General features: G+C 73.4%; 12 protein-coding genes. 4 read left to right on the plus strand and 8 right to left on the minus strand.

The genetic code is table 11. From position 1 onward, the window contains the following. Positions 1-58 precede the first annotated feature (58 nt). The 3 genes from DEU31_RS06815 to DEU31_RS06825 all read right to left on the minus strand — a co-directional run bounded on the left by DEU31_RS06815 (position 59) and on the right by DEU31_RS06825 (position 4,577). Positions 59-568, minus strand: coding sequence for an arsenic metallochaperone ArsD family protein (locus DEU31_RS06815; RefSeq protein WP_133676581.1), 510 nt, complete (start codon positions 566-568; stop codon positions 59-61). Positions 569-821: 253 nt separating this feature from the next. Further along, a complete protein-coding gene (locus DEU31_RS17305) occupies positions 822-3,503 on the minus strand; it encodes a S8 family serine peptidase (RefSeq protein WP_133676582.1) in 2,682 nt (893 codons plus the stop codon). A gap of 249 nt (positions 3,504-3,752) precedes the next feature. Further along, positions 3,753-4,577, minus strand: coding sequence for a hypothetical protein (locus tag DEU31_RS06825; protein WP_133676583.1), 825 nt, complete (start codon positions 4,575-4,577; stop codon positions 3,753-3,755). Between the two features lie 65 nt (positions 4,578-4,642). Between DEU31_RS06825 and DEU31_RS06830 the strand changes: the two genes are divergently transcribed. Next, complete coding sequence (locus DEU31_RS06830) at positions 4,643-6,073, plus strand: DUF2079 domain-containing protein (RefSeq protein WP_243733769.1); 1,431 nt, start codon at positions 4,643-4,645, stop codon at positions 6,071-6,073. 57 nt (positions 6,074-6,130) lie between these two features. Here the strand turns inward: DEU31_RS06830 and DEU31_RS06835 are convergent, their stop codons facing one another. From DEU31_RS06835 to DEU31_RS06845, 3 genes are read right to left on the minus strand one after another with little or no spacing between them, the layout of a single operon-like run. Next, entirely contained in the window at positions 6,131-7,615 is a 1,485-nt protein-coding gene (locus tag DEU31_RS06835) for an alpha/beta fold hydrolase (RefSeq protein WP_133676584.1), read from the minus strand. A gap of 39 nt (positions 7,616-7,654) precedes the next feature. After that, on the minus strand, positions 7,655-9,862 hold the full coding sequence (locus tag DEU31_RS06840; RefSeq protein ID WP_133676585.1) for a prolyl oligopeptidase family serine peptidase: 2,208 nt from the start codon (positions 9,860-9,862) through the stop codon (positions 7,655-7,657). 50 nt (positions 9,863-9,912) lie between these two features. Continuing rightward, positions 9,913-10,500, minus strand: coding sequence for a hypothetical protein (locus tag DEU31_RS06845; protein WP_133676586.1), 588 nt, complete (start codon positions 10,498-10,500; stop codon positions 9,913-9,915). Positions 10,501-10,577: 77 nt separating this feature from the next. Here DEU31_RS06845 and DEU31_RS06850 point away from each other — a divergent pair, with 77 nt between their 5' ends. Continuing rightward, positions 10,578-11,792, plus strand: coding sequence for a glycoside hydrolase family 3 N-terminal domain-containing protein (locus DEU31_RS06850; protein ID WP_133676587.1), 1,215 nt, complete (start codon positions 10,578-10,580; stop codon positions 11,790-11,792). 438 nt (positions 11,793-12,230) lie between these two features. Here DEU31_RS06850 and DEU31_RS06855 read toward each other — a convergent pair whose 3' ends face one another. Further along, positions 12,231-13,106 carry a bifunctional hydroxymethylpyrimidine kinase/phosphomethylpyrimidine kinase gene (locus DEU31_RS06855; RefSeq protein WP_133676588.1) on the minus strand — a complete coding sequence of 292 codons (876 nt, stop codon included), beginning with the start codon at positions 13,104-13,106 and terminating at the stop codon, positions 12,231-12,233. A 205-nt stretch (positions 13,107-13,311) separates the two neighbouring features. Between DEU31_RS06855 and DEU31_RS06860 the strand changes: the two genes are divergently transcribed. Continuing rightward, positions 13,312-14,241, plus strand: a complete 930-nt coding sequence (locus tag DEU31_RS06860) for a hypothetical protein (RefSeq protein ID WP_010551157.1) — start codon at positions 13,312-13,314, stop codon at positions 14,239-14,241. A 34-nt stretch (positions 14,242-14,275) separates the two neighbouring features. After that, the gene (locus DEU31_RS06865) at positions 14,276-15,073 is read left to right on the plus strand and encodes a hypothetical protein (protein ID WP_133676589.1); all 798 of its coding nucleotides are present in this window, start codon (positions 14,276-14,278) and stop codon (positions 15,071-15,073) included. Between the two features lie 67 nt (positions 15,074-15,140). On the opposite strand, the gene cls is transcribed toward DEU31_RS06865, so the two are convergent. Further along, positions 15,141-16,625: a cardiolipin synthase gene (gene cls, locus DEU31_RS06870; RefSeq protein ID WP_010551155.1), complete on the minus strand. Its 1,485-nt coding sequence runs from the start codon at positions 16,623-16,625 to the stop codon at positions 15,141-15,143. Positions 16,626-16,650 lie beyond the last annotated feature (25 nt).

Genomic DNA, 16,650 nt, shown 5'->3' on the forward strand with positions numbered 1-16,650 from the left:
ACGGGCCGCGGAGGTCGACGGCGACGCGTTGCCGGCCCGACGAGGGCCGACCGCGCCGTCAGCGCCCGGGCAGGCCGTCCCCGGTGTCGCCGCCCATGAGGTTGCGCCGCCCGCCGATGTCGGGACCGCCCGTCGGCCGGGGTGCGGAGGGCGCGGCGCCCATCAGCTGCGCCGCGAAGCCGCCGGCCTCGCGCGGGAGCGGGGCCGCACCGCCCCGGCCGCAGGCCGCGGCGGCGGCCGAGGGCTTCGCCCGCTCCGTCGCGCCTGCCCGCGCGAAACGCTGCATCTGCGAGGTGGTCGGGTAGGTGCCGCTGACCACGATGTCCAGGCCCAGCAGGGTCACCGGCAGCACCGCCTCCCCCGCGGACTCCATCAGCGCGCGGACGGGCTCGCACTCCTCGAAGGCCCAGGCGTCCTCGTCCTGCAGGTACACCGTGATCGGCTGGCCGTCCAGGGCGAGCGCCGCGGCCTCATCGAGGAAGGCTTCCTGCCGCTCCGCGTCGGGCGGCGGGGACGGCAGGAAGATGTCCAGCCCCGCGAGCTGCGGGGCGTCGTCGGCGTCGGTCATGGCCCCACCGTAGCGCGGGACGGGATCACGACCGTGCGGTCGTGGAACCGTGGCCGCCCTGCACGGGACCCGCGCCGACGGGGCGGAGCTCGAGCTGCACGGCGACATGCTGGGTCTCGTCCACGAGTTCCGGTACGGCCAGGTCGTCGCCGCGGCGCGCTCTCGACGGTCGCGGCGAAAGGCGACGACGAGGACGGGGCGGCGGCACCATCGAGGTGCCGCCGCCCCGTCCTCAGGTGGCGTCTCGCCGGGCTCAGCGGGCCCCGGGCTGACGCGGGTTCGCGTAGTCGATCGTGAACTGCGGCGAGGTCCAGGTCTCCCAGTGCTCCGGGTTCTCCGGATCGCCGAGGGGCTTGAGGACCTTCATCTCCAGGACGTAGTCGCCGTCCTTCACGCTGCGGGACTTCTGGTTCTTCATCGAGAAGGTGCCGTCCCAGGCGAACAGCTCGGGCTCGGGGGAACGGCCCAGGTGATCGGTCGCGTCGATCGTGCCCACGGAGGGGTTGACGACCTTGAGCTTCCCGTTTGCCCGCACCTCGTAGGCCGAGATCTCGAGCCTCTCGGCCGGCAGCGCGAAGGCGTAGGCGAGGTAGGGCACGTCGCCGTCGGCCATCGTGTAGGTGTGGCCGCCCTCGGGATCCAGCAGCACGCTGCCGGCGCCGTCGCTGACGCCGAGGCCGGGCAGGCCCATCCCCTGGTCGTCCAGGACGGTGAGGGCCTGGTAGTCGCCGGAGAGGCCGGCGAAGGGCACCACGAGGTCGTCATCGGCGCCGGTCAGGGTGATCCAGCCGCCGTAGATGAGGCCGTCCATCCCGAAGTCCTCGCCGAGGGTCACGGTGACCTCCGCACTGCCGTGCGCGGGCACGGTCACCTGCTCAGCGGAGGTGCCGGTGGTCGCCTCGGCCGTGTAGAACTCGGGGTTGCTGGTCGGGATCGCGGTCGCGACGCCGCTCTCGAAGCCGACGTCGTACACCTTCTCGGCGTCGGAGTCGTTGGTGACAGTCAGGGTGACGTCCTTCGGCCCGGCCTCGCCCTCGCCGAGGGAGATCGTCGGGGTCGTGACGGACGAGGTCGCGTGCACCGCGGCGACCATGTTCAGCATGCCCGCGCCCTGACGGTGGACGGGCTCGAGATAGCCCTGCTCCGGCAGCAGCGACCAGGTGAGCTGGTCGGCGGTGTTCATCATCGCGGTCTTCACGTCCGCGGGGGCGAGGTCGGGCGTCGCCTCCAGCAGCAGCGCGGCCGCGCCGGCGACATGCGGCGCCGCCATCGACGTGCCGGACATGGAGCCGTGGCCGCCGCTCTCGAGCGGCAGCGTCGACCAGATCGAGCCGCCGGGCGCGGCGACGTCGGGCTTGAGGTCGAGGTCGGCGGTCAGGCCGTAGGAGGAGAAGTCGGAGACGAGACCGCCGGTTCCGTTCTCGACCGTGGTGGAACCGGACTGCCAGGCCCAGGTGACCGGGCCGGCCGCGAGCGCCTCCTGCAGGGCCAGGCCGTCGGCCTGGGAGAGCATCACGACCGGGACGGTGAGCGCGGGATCGCCCTCGACCGTCGGGTTCAGGGCGCCGGGCGCGTTGTCGTACAGGATCACGGCGTCGTAGCCGGCCTGCTCGCCGGCGACGGCCTTCTCGCGGAACGCGCAGGTGCCGCGCTCGACGAGCAGGGCCTGGCCCGGCTCGGCGGCGGGCACGGACGCCGGATCGCAGGCCTGGGCGGCGGGGGTGCCGGGAGCGCCGGCGGCGACGAGGGCGAGCTCGCCCGAGGTCGGCGGCTGCGGCGAGCCGGTCGCGGCCGAGTAGTGCCGGTCGGCCCCGCCCGCGGTCGCGAAGGGTGCGGAGCGGTGGGTGTTGTCGACGGAGGCGACGGTGATCGCGCTCTCGGCCACGCCCGGGGCGCCGCTCGAGAACAGGCCCGCGGCCCCCTCGTTGCCCGCGGAGATGACCACGGTGACGTCGTCGTCGACGAGCGTCTCGACCATCTGCGCGGTCGGATAGTCCTGCCAGGTCATGAAGGAGGCGCCGAGGGACATGTTGACCACGTCCGCGCCGTCGTCCATCGCCCGCTCCATCGCCTCGAGGATCACCTCGGTGTCGCTGGAGCCCTCGCAGCCGAACACGCGGTAGGAGAGCAGGTCGACCTTCGGGGCCACGCCGACGACCTCGCCGTCGGCGCCGATGATGCCGGCGACGTGGGAGCCGTGGCCGCCGCAGTCGTCGGGGAACTCGTCGGGGACGGGGGCCTCACCGGTGCGGGAGTCGTAGGCGTCGCCGACGAGGTCGTAGCCGCCGACGACGCGGTCGTTCGGGAAGTCCTTCGTCTCGTCGTCCACGCCGGAGCCGCCGAGATCGGGATGGTTGTAGTCGATGCCGGAGTCGATCACCGCGACGGTGACTCCCTCGCCGCTGAGGCCGTCGACCTGCTGGACCTGGTCCACGCCGGTCATCGCGTTGCCGTAGACGTCCGAGGGCGTCGCGTCGGCCGGCTCGGGGGCGGCGACCTCGAGCACGGGGTACACGGCCCGCACGCCCTCGACCTCGCTGAGCTTCTGCGCATCGGCGTCGTCCATCTCGACGGACATGCCGTTCCAGCCGGTGGTGAAGCTCTCCTGGACCTCGAGCGGGATCGCGGCGTCCTCGGCGCGCTCGGCCACGGTCTCCTGCGCGGCGGTCGCCGACGCCTTCGAGCCGCCGCGGAGCGTGGGCTGCCCCTCGACCTCGACCAGCCAGCGGCCGGGGACGGTGGTCTCCCCCGCGGCGCGGAGCTCGTCGGCCGTGGGGACCTCGACGCCGAGCTCGGCGGCAGTGGCGAGCTTCTCGGGGGTCTCGCCGTCGGCGAGCGCGGGGGCGCTCACCAGCATGCCGGCGACGAGCGCCGTGCCGGCGGAGGCCGCGAGCAGGCCGCGGGGTCTGGGAAGATCTGGTCTGGGCAGAGGCATCGGCGCCGTCCTTCGAGGAGAGAGGGAGGACGGTGCGCGCGCGAAGGATCGCCCCGGGGATGTCCGGTGCGCACCGCCGCTCACCATTTCACCATGTGATCCCCCTCACCGGGAGGCGAACGACCGGATTGCGGGAGGGAGGGTCCCGATCAGGTCACGGATCCGCGCCGGCGGCGGCCGCGAGGTCGTTCAGGGGGTACGGCTCAGGGCGGCCCGTCCGCCGACGCCGGGGCGGACCGATCTCCCGGCTCAGGGCGCCTCGGTCTCCCGGCGCAGCGCGATCCGGTCCGGATCGGGCAGCACGAAGGCCGGGGAGGCGAGCTGGGAGAGGGCGTGCTCGAGCCGGGGCTCCTCGTCGGGGACCATCACCGAGAGCATCCCGAGCCGGCCCCCGTCGATCTGGAGCTCGAGCTCGTAGCGGATCCCGCCGCGGAGGAACTCGCCGCGCACCGGCCACTGCTGCTGGCGCGGCACCGCGAGGCGCCGCGGGTCCTCCACCACGAGCTGCAGGTCCGCGCCCACCCCGCCGGTGTCGAGGACCCGTGCGGTCTCGAGCTGCTCTCGCAGCGCCTCCGCGCCCGGCGGGGCCGGGGCGTCCGGGGCATCGGCCAGGAGCGCCTCGATCAGGGCCCGCGCCTCGGAGGGCAACGGCACCCCGGCGGGCTCGCCGAAGGTCTCCTCGTGCAGGGACCAGCTGCGATCGGGGTCCCCCAGGTGGGGCAGTGCGATCACGGCCGCGGTGCCTGCCGCGCCCAGCGCCGCGAGCGCGAGGCGGGGCCGGGTCATCCCGAGCCGGCGCAGGGCGTCGACCATCCGGGCGTCGAAGCTCTCGACCACGTCCATCAGCCCCATCGTCACGCCGCCGGCGACGACGCCGTCGCGCACCGGGTCCAGCACCGGCAGGTCGTAGCGGGAGGAGTCCGCGACGAGCGCGGCGGTCGCCGCGGCGACGCCCACCCGGTAGGCGCCGTGCGCGAGCGGACCCAGCCGGCGCGGCTCGACGAGCGACAGCGCCCCGACGGCGCCGGCACCGGCGGCGACTCGGAGCATCCGTGCCCTGGTCAGCGAGATCATGCTCGGAGTCTAGAGCCCCGCGGGGCGGGATCGACGTGCGGTCCGCGGCGACTACCCTCTCCTCTGTGAGCCAGGCACCCGAGATCTCCCGCCCGGCGCGCCCCGCTCCCGTGCCCGCCGAGCCGACGCGCCTGCGCCTCCTGGTGCCCGCGCTGCTCGCGCTCGCCGGCACCCTCGCCTACGGCCTGCTGGGCAGCCAGCAGTTCCGCAACCTCGTCGCGCAGTCCTGGGACCTGGGGATCTTCACCCAGCTCCTCCGCGCCTACGGGGAGCTGCGCGCCCCGATCGTGCCGATCAAGGGCGATGCGGTGAACCTGCTGGGCGACCACTTCCATCCGCTGCTCGCGCTGCTGGCCCCGGTGTGGTGGATCTGGCCCAGCGGCGAGGCGCTGCTGTGGACCCAGGCGCTGCTGTTCGGGATCTCCGCGATCCCGCTGACCCGTCTCGCGATCGACCGGCTCGGAGGGGGCCTCGGCACGGTCGCGGGCGCCGCCTACGTCTTCTCCTTCGGGCTGCAGTCCGCGGCGGCGGTGCAGTTCCACGAGATCGCGCTCGCCGTGCCCCTGCTGGCCTTCTCCCTGACCGCGCTGCTGCGGGAGAAGGTGCTCGCCGCGGCGCTGTGGGCGGCGCCGCTGGTGCTGGTCAAAGAGGATCTGGGGCTGACCGTCGCGATGCTCGGACTCGTGATCGCGCTGCGGGGCCGGCAGCACCGCCCGCTCGGCGCGCTGCTCGCCTCCTGGGGCGCGGCATGGTTCGTGCTGGCCACCTTCGTGATCCTCCCGGCGCTGAACACTGCCGGGCAGTACGACTACACCGACAACCTCGGCTCGCCGCTGGAGGTGGTCTGGCCGCCGGTGAAGTGGCTGACCGTGCTGATGCTCCTCGCGCTCGCCGGCGGGATCGGCGCCCGCTCGCCGCTGATCTGGCTGATGGCGCCGACCCTCGCGTGGCGCTTCACCGGGACGGTCGAGTTCTACTGGGACTGGTACTGGCACTACAACGCGGTGCTCATGCCGATCGCGCTCGCGGCCCTACTGGACGCCCTCGGCGACCGCCGCACCGGGTGGGCCACGGCCTGGCTGCGCCGCGACGCGCCGCTGCCGCCCAGGCCGGTGCGGACCGCCGCCGTCGCGCTGTGCGCCGCGGTCACGCTGGTGCTCGGCCCCCAGATGCCCGTGCTGGACGTGCTGCGCCCGCAGCAGTGGGAGCCGACGTGGCGGGCCGAGCCCGCGCAGGCCGCGCTCGAGGCGGTGCCCGACGACGCGGTCCTCGCGGCGGACATCACGCTCCTCGCCCAGGCCGTGCCCGACCACGACGTGCAGTGGCTGCACGGCCCGAACGACCGCGTCCCCGACTGCGTGCTCGGGGACTGGTACGCGTTCTCCTGGAACTCGATGCCGCCCGATGACCTCGCGGTCTGGGCACAGCAGCGGTGGGGCGCCGAGTACCGGGCGGTGTTCGACGAGGGCGGCTTCACGGTGGCCTGCCGGGCCTGAGCCGCGCACCGGAAGGCAGGGTGGTCAGGTCTCGTCAGGCCGGGCCGGCGGTGCTCGTCAGATCGGGTCCTCACGGACGGTGCCGGTGCGTCGGCCCCGCTGGCCTCGGGAGGTCGCCTGCGCCCGCTCCAGCAGGTGCCGCTCCCGCTCCGCCCGCGCGGACTCGAGCCGGAGCCGCCACGGCGAGTGCCGCTCCGCCGCCAGCGCGATCTGCAGGCCCCGCGAGAGGGCCCGGTCGGTCGCGGAGACCGGCAGCGCCGCGAGCTCCGCGGCGTGCTCGGGCAGCCGGTGCGCGACCCCGCACGCGCTCCAGCGCGCCGCGATCTGGAGGATGCGGCTGCGGGTGTCGAGCATCGAGTGGCCCGCGCCGCGGATCTCCAGCAGCTGCGCGCCGGGGATCCGCCCGGCGACCTCCCGGGCGACCCGCGTCGGGCTGACCAGGTCCTGGCTCCCCGAGATCACCAGGGTCGGGGCGGTGATCGCGGGGGCGAGGGCGTGCAGGTCGATCGGCTCGCGCGCGAAGGGCGGCACGGCCCGGCGCTCCTCGCCCGTGAGCAGCAGCGGGTCCAGCGGTCCCCCGTCGGCGTACGCCCCGTACCCGAGCTCCGTGTGCACGAGACGGGCCACGAGGTCGTGCTCGACCACGAACGGGGTCGACTCGAGCCAGGCCCGGTTCAGCACCTTCCGCACGCTGGACCAGGTCAGGGAGCCGCGACCGACGGCGAGCAGGTCCACGAGATCGCGCACCGCGGCCGGTCCTCCGTGCTCGTGGACGGCGAGCACGACGGGGCCGGCGCGGGAGGCCTCCACCTTCCCCTCCGCGGCGAGGCGGCGCAGCACGGCGGCGGTGGACGAGGTGGTCGCCTCGCCGCCGTCCCAGTACAGCTCGCGCAGACGTCGCTGGGCGACCAGCTCGTCGGTCGCGGCGCTGCGCGGGGAGTCCAGCACCAGGGAGTGCACCCGCTCCGGGTGCAGGATCGCGAGGATCTGGGCGAGCTGGGCGCCGTAGCCGGTGCCGACGAACGCCGCCCGCTCGACGCCGGCGTGGTCGAGCACGGCGAGCACGTCCCGCACCACCTCCCGCAGCGTGATCGCCCGGGCGGGCAGGTCCTCCCCGACGGCGTCCAGCCGGGAGAAGCCGACGCCGCGGTGCTCCATCATCAGCACGTCCACCCCGCGCGCGGCGAGGCTGCGGCGCAGCACGTCATAGGGCAGCACCGAGGCCCGTGCCGGACCGTCGGGCAGGATCAGGACCGGCACCTCGGGGCTGAGGGACTCGGGCGGGGGGCTCCCGTCCGCTCCCCGCACCCGGCGGGGACGGCGCGGGGTCGCGCGGGCGTAGCGCAGCGGGAACAGCTCCGGCCCCTCCCCCTCCACCTCGCGGTAGACGGTCATGAGATCGTTGCGGATCTGCAGCAGCTCGTCCTGGGTGGCGCGCTCGATGATCTCGACCGGCCGCGCCCAGGGCGCGATCCGCCGGGGCAGGGGCAGGGCCGGCAGCCCGGACGTGGGGGTCCGGGAGGTGCGGGGCTCCTCGCTCATCGCCGTCCTCTCATCGCGTCCGACGGGGCACGGGGCTTCTCATGCGTCGCCGCCCGTCGCACCGCTGCCCGTCGCACTGCCGATCGTGTCCCACAGGAAGGTGTACAGCAGCGCGTTCATCCGCGCCGCCTGCTCGTTGTTCGCCGCGCCGCCGTGCCCGCCCTCGATGTTCTCCCAGGAGCGCACGTCGGCGCCGAGCGACTCGAGCGCCGCGGTGAACTTCCGGGCGTGGCCGGGATGGACGCGGTCGTCGCGGGTGGAGGTGAGCACGAAGGTGGGCGGGTAGTCCGCGGCCCGCTCCTCGGAGAGCAGGTGGTACGGGCTGAAGGTCCGCACGAACTCCCAGTCCTCGGTGTCGGGGTCGCCGTACTCCGCCATCCACGACGCTCCGGCCAGCAGGTGGCTGTAGCGCTTCATGTCCAGCAGCGGCACCTGGATGATCACCGCGCCGAACAGCTCCGGGTACTGGGTGAGCATGTTCCCGGTGAGCAGGCCGCCGTTGGAGCCGCCGCGCACCGCGAGGTGGTCACGGTCGGTGACGCCCCGCTCGACGAGGTCCTTCGCGACCGACGAGAAGTCCTCGTAGGCGCGGTGGCGCTCCTCCTTCAGCGCCGCCTGGTGCCAGGCGGGGCCGTACTCGCCGCCGCCGCGGATGTTCGCGAGCACGTAGGTGCCGCCCCGCTCGAGCCAGGTCTTCCCGATCGCGCCGAGGTAGGACGGGGTCAGGGAGATCTCGAAGCCGCCGTAGCCGTAGAGCAGGGTGGGACGCGGAGAGTTCGCTGCCCGGTCTCCCCGACTCTGCGAGATCTCGAAGTACGGGATCCGCGTGCCGTCGTCGCTGGTGGCGAAGTGCTGGGTGACCTCGAGCCCCTCGGCGTCGAAGCGGGCCGGGGCGGACTTCACCGGCTCGAGGTCCGTCGGCTCGCCGCCGCCGGCGACCTCGGCGAGGTCCCCGAGCAGCAGCGCGGTCGGCTCGATGAAGTCGGTGACGGTCACCCAGATCTCGTCGCTCTCGTCGGCGTCGACCGCGGAGACGCCGATCGAGCCGCGCAGCTCGGGGTACAGATCTCGGCGCACCCACTCCCCGTGCTCGTCGCGGGTGTGGACCTCGAGGCGGTGCACGACGTCCTCGAGGATGGAGAGGACCACGGCGGTGCGGGTGATGGTCATGTCCGCGAGGGAGGTGGAGGCAGTGGGCTCGAAGAGCATGTGCAGCTCGGGCTCGCCCGCCTGGAAGCGGGCGAAGTCGCCGACGACGAGGGAGCCGGCCGGGTAGACGTCCTCCCCCACCTGCCAGTCGCTGCGCGGGCTGAAGATGCCCAGGTCGCGGTGGGCGGTCGCCTCGAGGTCGCGGGGCACCTCGACGGTCGTCAGCTCCGGCGGGTCCTCGGAGCGGTCCACGACGTGCACGGTCTGGTCGTAGAAGGCGTGCGCCTCGACGATCCAGTCCCGCTCCCAGCCGGGGGTGTGGTCGTGCGCGGCGAAGACCGCCATGTCCGAGGCGGGGATCTCGTGGACGAGCTCCGCGTCGGCGAGCGGCGTGCCGCGCCGCCAGATCCGGGCCTGACGGGCATAGCCGGAGCTGGTCATGGTGTCCTCGCCGAAGTCGGTGCAGGCCCAGACGGTGTCCTCGTCGATCCAGGACAGCGAGCCCTTGGCCTCGGGGCGCACGAAGCCGCCCTCGGACTCGGGGACGAAGGAGAGGGTCTCGAGGTCGAACTCGCGCGTGACGTCCGCGTCGGAGCCGCCGTGGGAGAGCGCTACCAGGGCGCGGCGGTAGGGCTCCCCGTCGGCCAGGCCCGCGGGGCGGAGCAGGCGCGCGCCGTGCCACACCCAGTCCTCGCCCTCGGCCTCGTTCAGCGCGTCGACGTCCAGCAGGATCTCCCACTCGGGCTCGTCCGTGCGGTAGGACTCCATCGTGGTGCGTCGCCACAGCCCGCGCTCGTGCTCGGCATCGGTCCAGACGTTGTAGAGGTGCTCGCCGCGCTTGACGACGCCGGGGATGCGGTCCTTCGCGTCGAGGATCTCCCGGATCTGCCCCTGCAGGGTCTCCGCGAGCGGGGCGCCGTCGGGATCGGCGGGGTCCTGGACGCTCTCCAGCGCGGACTCGGCGCGTGAGTTGCGCTCGCGCACCCAGTCCAGCGCCTCCTCGCCGGTGACGTCCTCCAGCCAGGCGTGCGGGTCGGTGCTGCCGTCGGGGGCGGGGAGCTGCGCGGTGTGCTCGGCCTGGTCGGTGCTGTCGGTCATCGTGGGGATCTCCGTGGTCGTGGTCCGGTCGGTCGTGGGGGCGGGGTCCGTCACCGGTCGCCCTGCCCGGTGCTCGTGGTGGCGGGGAGGGCGGTGAACTCGCCGAGCACGCCCTTCCAGGCGTCCTTCCAGGCGGTCCGCGCGTCGGCCGTCTCCAGGCCCTTGTGCTCGATGCCGAGGGTGCTGCGGCCCTCGTCCTTCGCGGTGATGTTCACCGAGACGCGGCTGCCGTCGGCGACGGCCGCGCGCCAGTAGCGCCACGTCGCGGTGTCGCTGAGCGAGGGCTCCTCGAGACCGAGGCCGTCGCGGCGGGCCTCGGCCATGAACGCGTCCCAGCGGTCGCGCACCTGCGTCGGCGTGCCGGGCACGGTGCGGGAGGCGGAGGCGGAGAAGTCCCCGTCGCAGCTCTGCCCCACCACGCGGCGCCCGATCATCTGCTCGTAGGCGACGGTGACGCCCTGCGCCCACCACTCCTCGACCTCCCACCGCTGCACCAGCATCCGTGCGATCGCGGTGTGGTCGAGGTCGCGCCCGCCGGCCGCGTCGAGCCGGTCCGTCCACTCGGCCAGCGAGGTGCCGGTGCCGTTCTCGAGCCGCGCGGCGTGCGGATGGTCCTGCGGGAGGATCTGGTCGCTCATGGAGGACACGATACGGCGAGCGCCGGGCCCGGGGACCCGGTCCGACGGGCCCGCTGCGTGCATGGAACACTGGCGGGATGCGACGTCGTCACCTGCTCGCCCTCGCCCCCGCGGCCGCTCTCGCCGCCTGCACGGCCCCTGAGGAGGACCCCGCCTCCCCGGGCAGCGACGGCGGGGGCGCGTCCCCCTCCGACGGCGGTGACGGCGGCACCGCCCCGTCCGACGGCGACCCGTCCGACGGCGAGGAGCCGACGACGACCGCCCCGCCGAGCGCCGCCGAGCAGCTGCTCGAGGGGCTCTCGCCGCGCGAGATCGCCGGGCAGCTGGTCCTCGTCGGCATCGCCGCCGGCTCCGAGATCCCGCCCGCGACGTTCGAGGAGCACCACGCCGGAGGGATCTTCCTGCTGCAGGTGTGGGAGAGCGCCGAACAGGTCGACGCCGTCGTCGACTCCGCCCTCGCGCTCGCCCGCCCCGAGCTGCCGCCGCTGCTGGCCGTGGACCAGGAGGGCGGCCAGGTGCGGATGCTGCGCGGCGACGCGGCACGGGAGACGGCCTCGACCGAGACCCTCGGCGCCGAGGGCCCGCGGGCGGTCGCAGACGCGTACACGAGCATCGGCGAGGACCTCTCCGCGCGAGGGCTGCACGTGGCCCTCTCCCCCGTCGCCGACGTCGTCGACCCGGAGCTCGGCGATGCGAATGAGCCCGTCGGCGGGCTGGACCGCGGCTTCGGCACCGATCCCGCCCAGGTCGCCGACTGCGTGACCGCTGCGGTCGAGGCGCTGTCCGACCAGGGCATCGGCGCGACCCTGAAGCACTTCCCGGGCCTGGGCCGCGTGGAGCAGAACACGGACTTCTCCGCCGAGGGGATCGAGGATGCGACCACCGGGCCCGAGGACCCGTTCCTCGAGTCCTTCCGCGCCGGGATCGACGCCGGCGCGCAGCTGGTGATGATGTCCTCCGCGATCTACCCGCGGATCGAGCCGGACGTCCCGGCGATGTTCTCCGCCGCCGCGATCCAGGACCTGCTGCGCGGCGGACTCGACTTCGAGGGACTCGTGGTCACCGACGACATCGGCGCCGCGCAGGCCGTCGCCGACGTCCCCGTCGCCGAGCGCGCGACCCGGCTGCTCGAGGCGGGCGGCGACGCGGTGCTCACCGCCGACCCGTCACTGACCGGCGAGCTCGTCGACGCGATCGAGGAGTGGGCCGGGCGTGGCGAGGAGCAGGAGCAGCGGGTGCGGGAGTCCGCCGGCCGGATGCTCGCGCTGAAGGAGGCGCTGGGGCTGCTCTGACCGCGCGCGGCACCAGGAGGCGGGCCCGCGCTTCCGAGCGGCCCGGCCGGCGCCGGTGGCTCCGGTCGGGAGATGGCGCATGGCGTACCAGTACGCCTATATAGGCGTAGCGGCACGCCACACGCCAGCAGTCGACCATGTCCCGACGGTGCAGGGATGTCAGCGAGCGGGGACCGGCGGGGACGGCGGCGGGCCGGGCTCTCTGCCCGGCTCAGTCCCTCCCCCTCGACCGAGCTCCTACCGGCTCGTCCCTCGCCAGTACGTCGCTCAGTCCCTGCCCTCTCGACCGAGCTCCTACCGGCTCGTCCCTCGCCAGTACGTCGCTCAGTCCTTGCCCCCTCGACCGAGCTCCTACCGGCTCGTCCCTCACCAGTACGTCGCTCAGTCCCTCTCCTCTCGACCGAACTCCTACCTGCTCGTCCCTCGCCAGTACGTCGCTCAGTCCTTGCCGAGGGTGATGAGGTGGTTCACCGGGCCGTGGCCGCCGGCGGTGCGGGAGAGGCGCCAGTCCTGCGCGTTCTCGGTCGCGCTCGCCACGAACTCGCGCGCCGAGGCGACGATCGTGGGCATGTCGTCGTCCGTGCCCGACTCGCCGATCTCCTGCAGCTCCCCCGCCCGGTCGAACTCGGCGATCCGTGCGAGCTGGGCCGTCAGCGCGGCCGACAGGGTCGTGCCCGCTCCGCGCAGCGCCCGGCCCTCGATCCGCTGCGCCCGCAGCAGATCCGTGCCGCCGGGATGGACCAGCACGTCCACGACCTCGTCGCCCGGGAGCGAGCCGCCCGTGATCAGGACGGACCGGGGCCCCTTCGCGACGAGCGCGAGCGCGTGCTCGCGCATCTCCTCGATCGAGGTCGCCACCGCCCGGCGCAGCAGCTGCGCGGACTCCCTCATGGTCAGCACCAGCACGTCCACGAGCGGGAGCAGCTCGTGCTCGATCGCCGCGGCGCCCTCCGCCGAGATCAGCACCGTGCCGTCGGCGCTGATCATCACCGGGTCCAGCACCACGGTCCCGAAGCGCTCACGATGGGCGCGCAGCGCGGCCACGACCTCGGCGACCACGGCGGCGCTGCCCAGCGAGCCGATCTTCGTCGCGTCCAGCAGCAGCTCCTCGGAGACCGCGTCGATCTGGGAGCGCACCACCTCGGGCGGCAGCGGGTGCACCCCGCGCACGCCCTGCGGGGACGCGGAGACCACCATCGTCACGGCGCTCGCACCGTAGGAGCCCAGCGCCGTGAAGGTCTTCAGGTCCGCCTGGACGCCGGCGGCGCCGTCGGACTCCGATCCGGCGATGGACAGGACGAGGGGCGGGCGCATGCGATCTCCATCCGACGAGTGGACCGGGTCCCGGGTGACCCGTGAGCGGAGAGTACCAACCGTCCCTGGCATCCCCCTGCCGGGACGCGGCGGCCCGGATGCCCGGCGGACGCGCCCGGTCGTGGGACAATCTCCCCCGGACGGGGGTCACGGGGACCCCGCCGGGAGGCGACCGGGGACAGGGCCCGGGACAGGGGAGGTGCCGATGACGCAGGAGCCGCACGGCGAGGGTGTGCCCGAGAGCGCCCCCCTGCCCGACTTCGCCTCCTCGTCCTCCCCGACGGGACTCCCCGACTTCGGCGAGGACCACGGGCCGGCGACCCTCGGCGAGCCGAGCGAGCGCGCCCGCCACCGCACCCGGCTGACGATGATCGCCGTGATCGGCGGCTCGGTCGTCATCCTGCTCGTGCTGGCGCTGATCCTCTCCCAGACCGTCTTCCGCTCCGTGCTCGAGGATCCGGACCCGTCGGCCTATTCGACCGGGCCCCGCAGCGCCGAGGGCCAGTCCGAGTACGTTCCCGATCCCGAGGACCCGGACATCGCCCCTCCCCCGCCGATCTTCACCCAGGCCCCCACCACCGAGTGCACGGTCCCGCAGAACACCACCCCGCCGCAGCCCTCCGGCGCCGGCAAGGTGCGCGGCGGCGGGCTGGAGTACACGAGCCCCGAGGGCTGGGGCGACGGCTGGGCCGTCCACTCCCTGCCCTATCTCACCGAGCTCGCGGCCGACGGCCGACGGGTCGAGGGCAGCTGGTACAGCGTCGTGAACCTCGGCCGGGTCACCTTCCCCGAGGACGAGGGCGGCTACCCCGGTCTCGAGGCCGCGGCCGTCGCGATCTTCCAGTGCTACGCGACCACCTCCGGGGTCGTCTCGCACTTCGGCGAGCACCCGGAGGTGACCGACTACCGCTCCGAGGTGATGACGGTGGACGGCACCGCCGCCTGGATCGTCCAGGCCACCTATCACTTCGAGGACCCCGAGGTGCTGGACACCTCGAGCGCCTCGATCGTCACGTCGATCGTCGTGGAGACGCCGAACGGCCCCAGCGCCCTGGCCAGCGACGTCGCCGCCGACCAGCCCGAGCATGTCCAGAACCTCGAGGACATCATCGCGAGCCTCGACGTCGTCGAGTGACCTACCGCGTCCCGATACCCCTGCAGGAGCAGCCGTGCACACCGGACCGCAGTTCACCTCCACCCAGCCCTCCACCCCCGGCGGGGGCGGAGGCCGGGCGACGCCGCTGCTGATCGGCGGGATCGCCTTCGCCGCGGTGTTCCTGCTGATCGTCGGCGGGACGATCGGCTATCTCGTGCTCCGCGGGGACGGCAGCGATCCCTCCTCCGGCGGGACCACGCCCGCGACGGACCCGTCGAGCGCCTCGGCGAGCGCGTCGGCGACCCCGACGGGCGAGGTCGAGGAGGAGCGCTGCTGGCAGCCGGAGACCATGGAGCGCGCCGGCGACAACCCCTCCGGGAAGCTGCGCGGCGGGGGCCTGCAGTTCATCCCGCCCGCGGTCTACGACCAGCGGCAGACGCCCCGCGGCGTCGCGTACGTGAACGACGCCCAGGGCGCCTACGCGCAGGTCGAGGACGGCTGGTACTCGGGGATGTTCGTCGGCGCCGTCGAGTGGCAGCCCGGCATCGAGTACCCGGGCAACGAGGTCGTCTCCGAGAAGATCGTCGCGTGCTACTTCGCCGCGTCGATCTGGGGCGACACCGAGGGGCGCACGCTCGACGACCAGGTCACCGAACCGGTGACGATCGCGGGCCTTCCCGGCTATCGCACCACCGCGACCGTGAACTTCGCGAAGGCCCCGATGGAGAAGACCTCAGCGACCAGCCTGACGGTCATCGTGCTGGACACCCCGCAGGGTCCGAGCGTGTTCATGCTCGAGACCGCGGTCGGCGTCGCCGAGCACGAGGAGGCCGCCGCCGAGGCCCTGGAGTCCCTCACCGGCGTCGCCTGAGCTCCTCCCCTGCCCGCGGGCCCGCCGCCCCTTCGCATCGGGCCCGCCGCTCGGTCAGGGCCCTCCCTCACACCACGGAGGAGGCGAGGCGGCAGAGGTTGTCGATGACCTGCATGGTGCGGGGCCGGGACTCCCACTCCTCGCGCGTCAGCTGCCGGCTGCGGGAGCGGTAGGTGTGCTCGACCTCGCGCATCTTCTCCATGAAGTCGGTGCCGCCCACCATCAGCGAGCACTCCATCTGCAGCAGGAACGAGCGCATGTCCATGTTGGAGGAGCCGATCACGCTGACCGAGTCGTCGATCGTGACGTGCTTGGCGTGCAGGATCGTCGGGGCGCGGTAGAGCCAGATCTTCACCCCCGCGTCCAGCAGCGTCGAGTAGTAGGAGCGCTGGGCGTGGAAGACCAGGAACTGGTCGCCGATCTCGGAGACGAACAGCTCCACCTCGACCCCGCGCCGCGCGGCGGTGATGAGGGCCGAGAGCATCGACTCGTCGGGCACGAAATAGGGCGAGACCGCGACGATGCGCCGGGCCGCCGAGTAGAACAGCTGGTTGAACAGCAGCAGGTTGTTCTCCGCGACGAAGCCGGGGCCGCTGGGCACGAGCTGGCACTCGTAGGTGCCGGAGGTGTCCGGGGAGGGCCTCACCAGCGTCTGCTCGTCGAGCATCTCGTCGGATTCGTAGTACCAGTCGGAGGCGAACAGCAGGTTCAGCTCCGAGACGATCGGGCCGCGGAAGCGGGCCATCGTCTCCTGCCAGTGCAGACCGCGGCGGATGTTCGCGGGCTTGTCGTAGTGGGCGGCGATGAGGTTCTGGCTGCCCATCCAGCCGATCTCGCCGTCGACGATGACCATCTTGCGGTGGTTGCGCAGGTCCGGGCGCTGGAAGGCGCCGTCGCGGAACAGGCGGATCGGCATCATCGGGGCGTGCTGGATGCCGTGGGCGTCGAGCTTCTGCCGCATCGCGCGGTACACGGCGCGGTGGCTGACCGCGCCCCAGTGGTCGTACAGCACCCGCACGGTCACGCCGGCGTCGGCCCGCTCCGCGAGCGCCTCGAAGAAGTCCTCGGTGACCTCGTCGAGGCCCATGATGTAGAAGAGCACGTGGACGCTCTCGCGCGCGGTGCGGATGTCCTCCGCCATCCGCGCGATCGAGGTGTCGTAGTCGATCTCGAGCTCAGCCGAGTTCTTTCCGGTCAGCGGGAAGGCGCCGAGCTCGCGGTTGAGCTGCACGGCGGACTGCAGCCAGCTGGGCGCGTCCTCGTCGAGCTCGCTGTCGGGGATCTCGTGGGCCCGCACCCGCAGCAGCCGGTTCACGGCCTTCTGCTTCGCGAGCCGGCGCTTCGGGAGCTGGGAGCGGCCCAGCAGCAGGAACAGCGGGAAGCCGACGATCGGCAGCACCATGATCGCCAGCAGCCAGGCGAGCGCCGAGCCGGGCCGACGGTTCCGGGGGACGATGACGAGGCTGATCAGCCGCAGGACGACATCGATGCCGACGTAGAGATAGGTCCACACCAGGGCCCAGTTGTCGAGCACCCACTGCCACAGTCCCATCGGCGGTCTCCTCCTGCATCGTCGG

The organism is Brachybacterium sp. AG952, assembly GCF_004362645.1.
Lineage (GTDB): Bacteria > Actinomycetota > Actinomycetes > Actinomycetales > Dermabacteraceae > Brachybacterium > Brachybacterium conglomeratum.

What these genes read in the sequence shown, in the direction of transcription:
- DEU31_RS06860 (WP_010551157.1), top strand. Translation starts at nt 13,312, where the DNA reads ATGACGCAGGAGCCGCACGGCGAGGGTGTGCCCGAGAGCGCCCCCCTG.
- DEU31_RS06855 (WP_133676588.1), bottom strand. Translation starts at nt 13,106, where the DNA reads ATGCGCCCGCCCCTCGTCCTGTCCATCGCCGGATCGGAGTCCGACGGC.
- DEU31_RS06850 (WP_133676587.1), top strand. Translation starts at nt 10,578, where the DNA reads ATGCGACGTCGTCACCTGCTCGCCCTCGCCCCCGCGGCCGCTCTCGCC.
- DEU31_RS06845 (WP_133676586.1), bottom strand. Translation starts at nt 10,500, where the DNA reads ATGAGCGACCAGATCCTCCCGCAGGACCATCCGCACGCCGCGCGGCTC.
- DEU31_RS06825 (WP_133676583.1), bottom strand. Translation starts at nt 4,577, where the DNA reads ATGATCTCGCTGACCAGGGCACGGATGCTCCGAGTCGCCGCCGGTGCC.
- DEU31_RS06815 (WP_133676581.1), bottom strand. Translation starts at nt 568, where the DNA reads ATGACCGACGCCGACGACGCCCCGCAGCTCGCGGGGCTGGACATCTTC.
- DEU31_RS17305 (WP_133676582.1), bottom strand. Translation starts at nt 3,503, where the DNA reads ATGCCTCTGCCCAGACCAGATCTTCCCAGACCCCGCGGCCTGCTCGCG.
- DEU31_RS06835 (WP_133676584.1), bottom strand. Translation starts at nt 7,615, where the DNA reads ATGAGCGAGGAGCCCCGCACCTCCCGGACCCCCACGTCCGGGCTGCCG.
- DEU31_RS06840 (WP_133676585.1), bottom strand. Translation starts at nt 9,862, where the DNA reads ATGACCGACAGCACCGACCAGGCCGAGCACACCGCGCAGCTCCCCGCC.
- cls (WP_010551155.1), bottom strand. Translation starts at nt 16,625, where the DNA reads ATGGGACTGTGGCAGTGGGTGCTCGACAACTGGGCCCTGGTGTGGACC.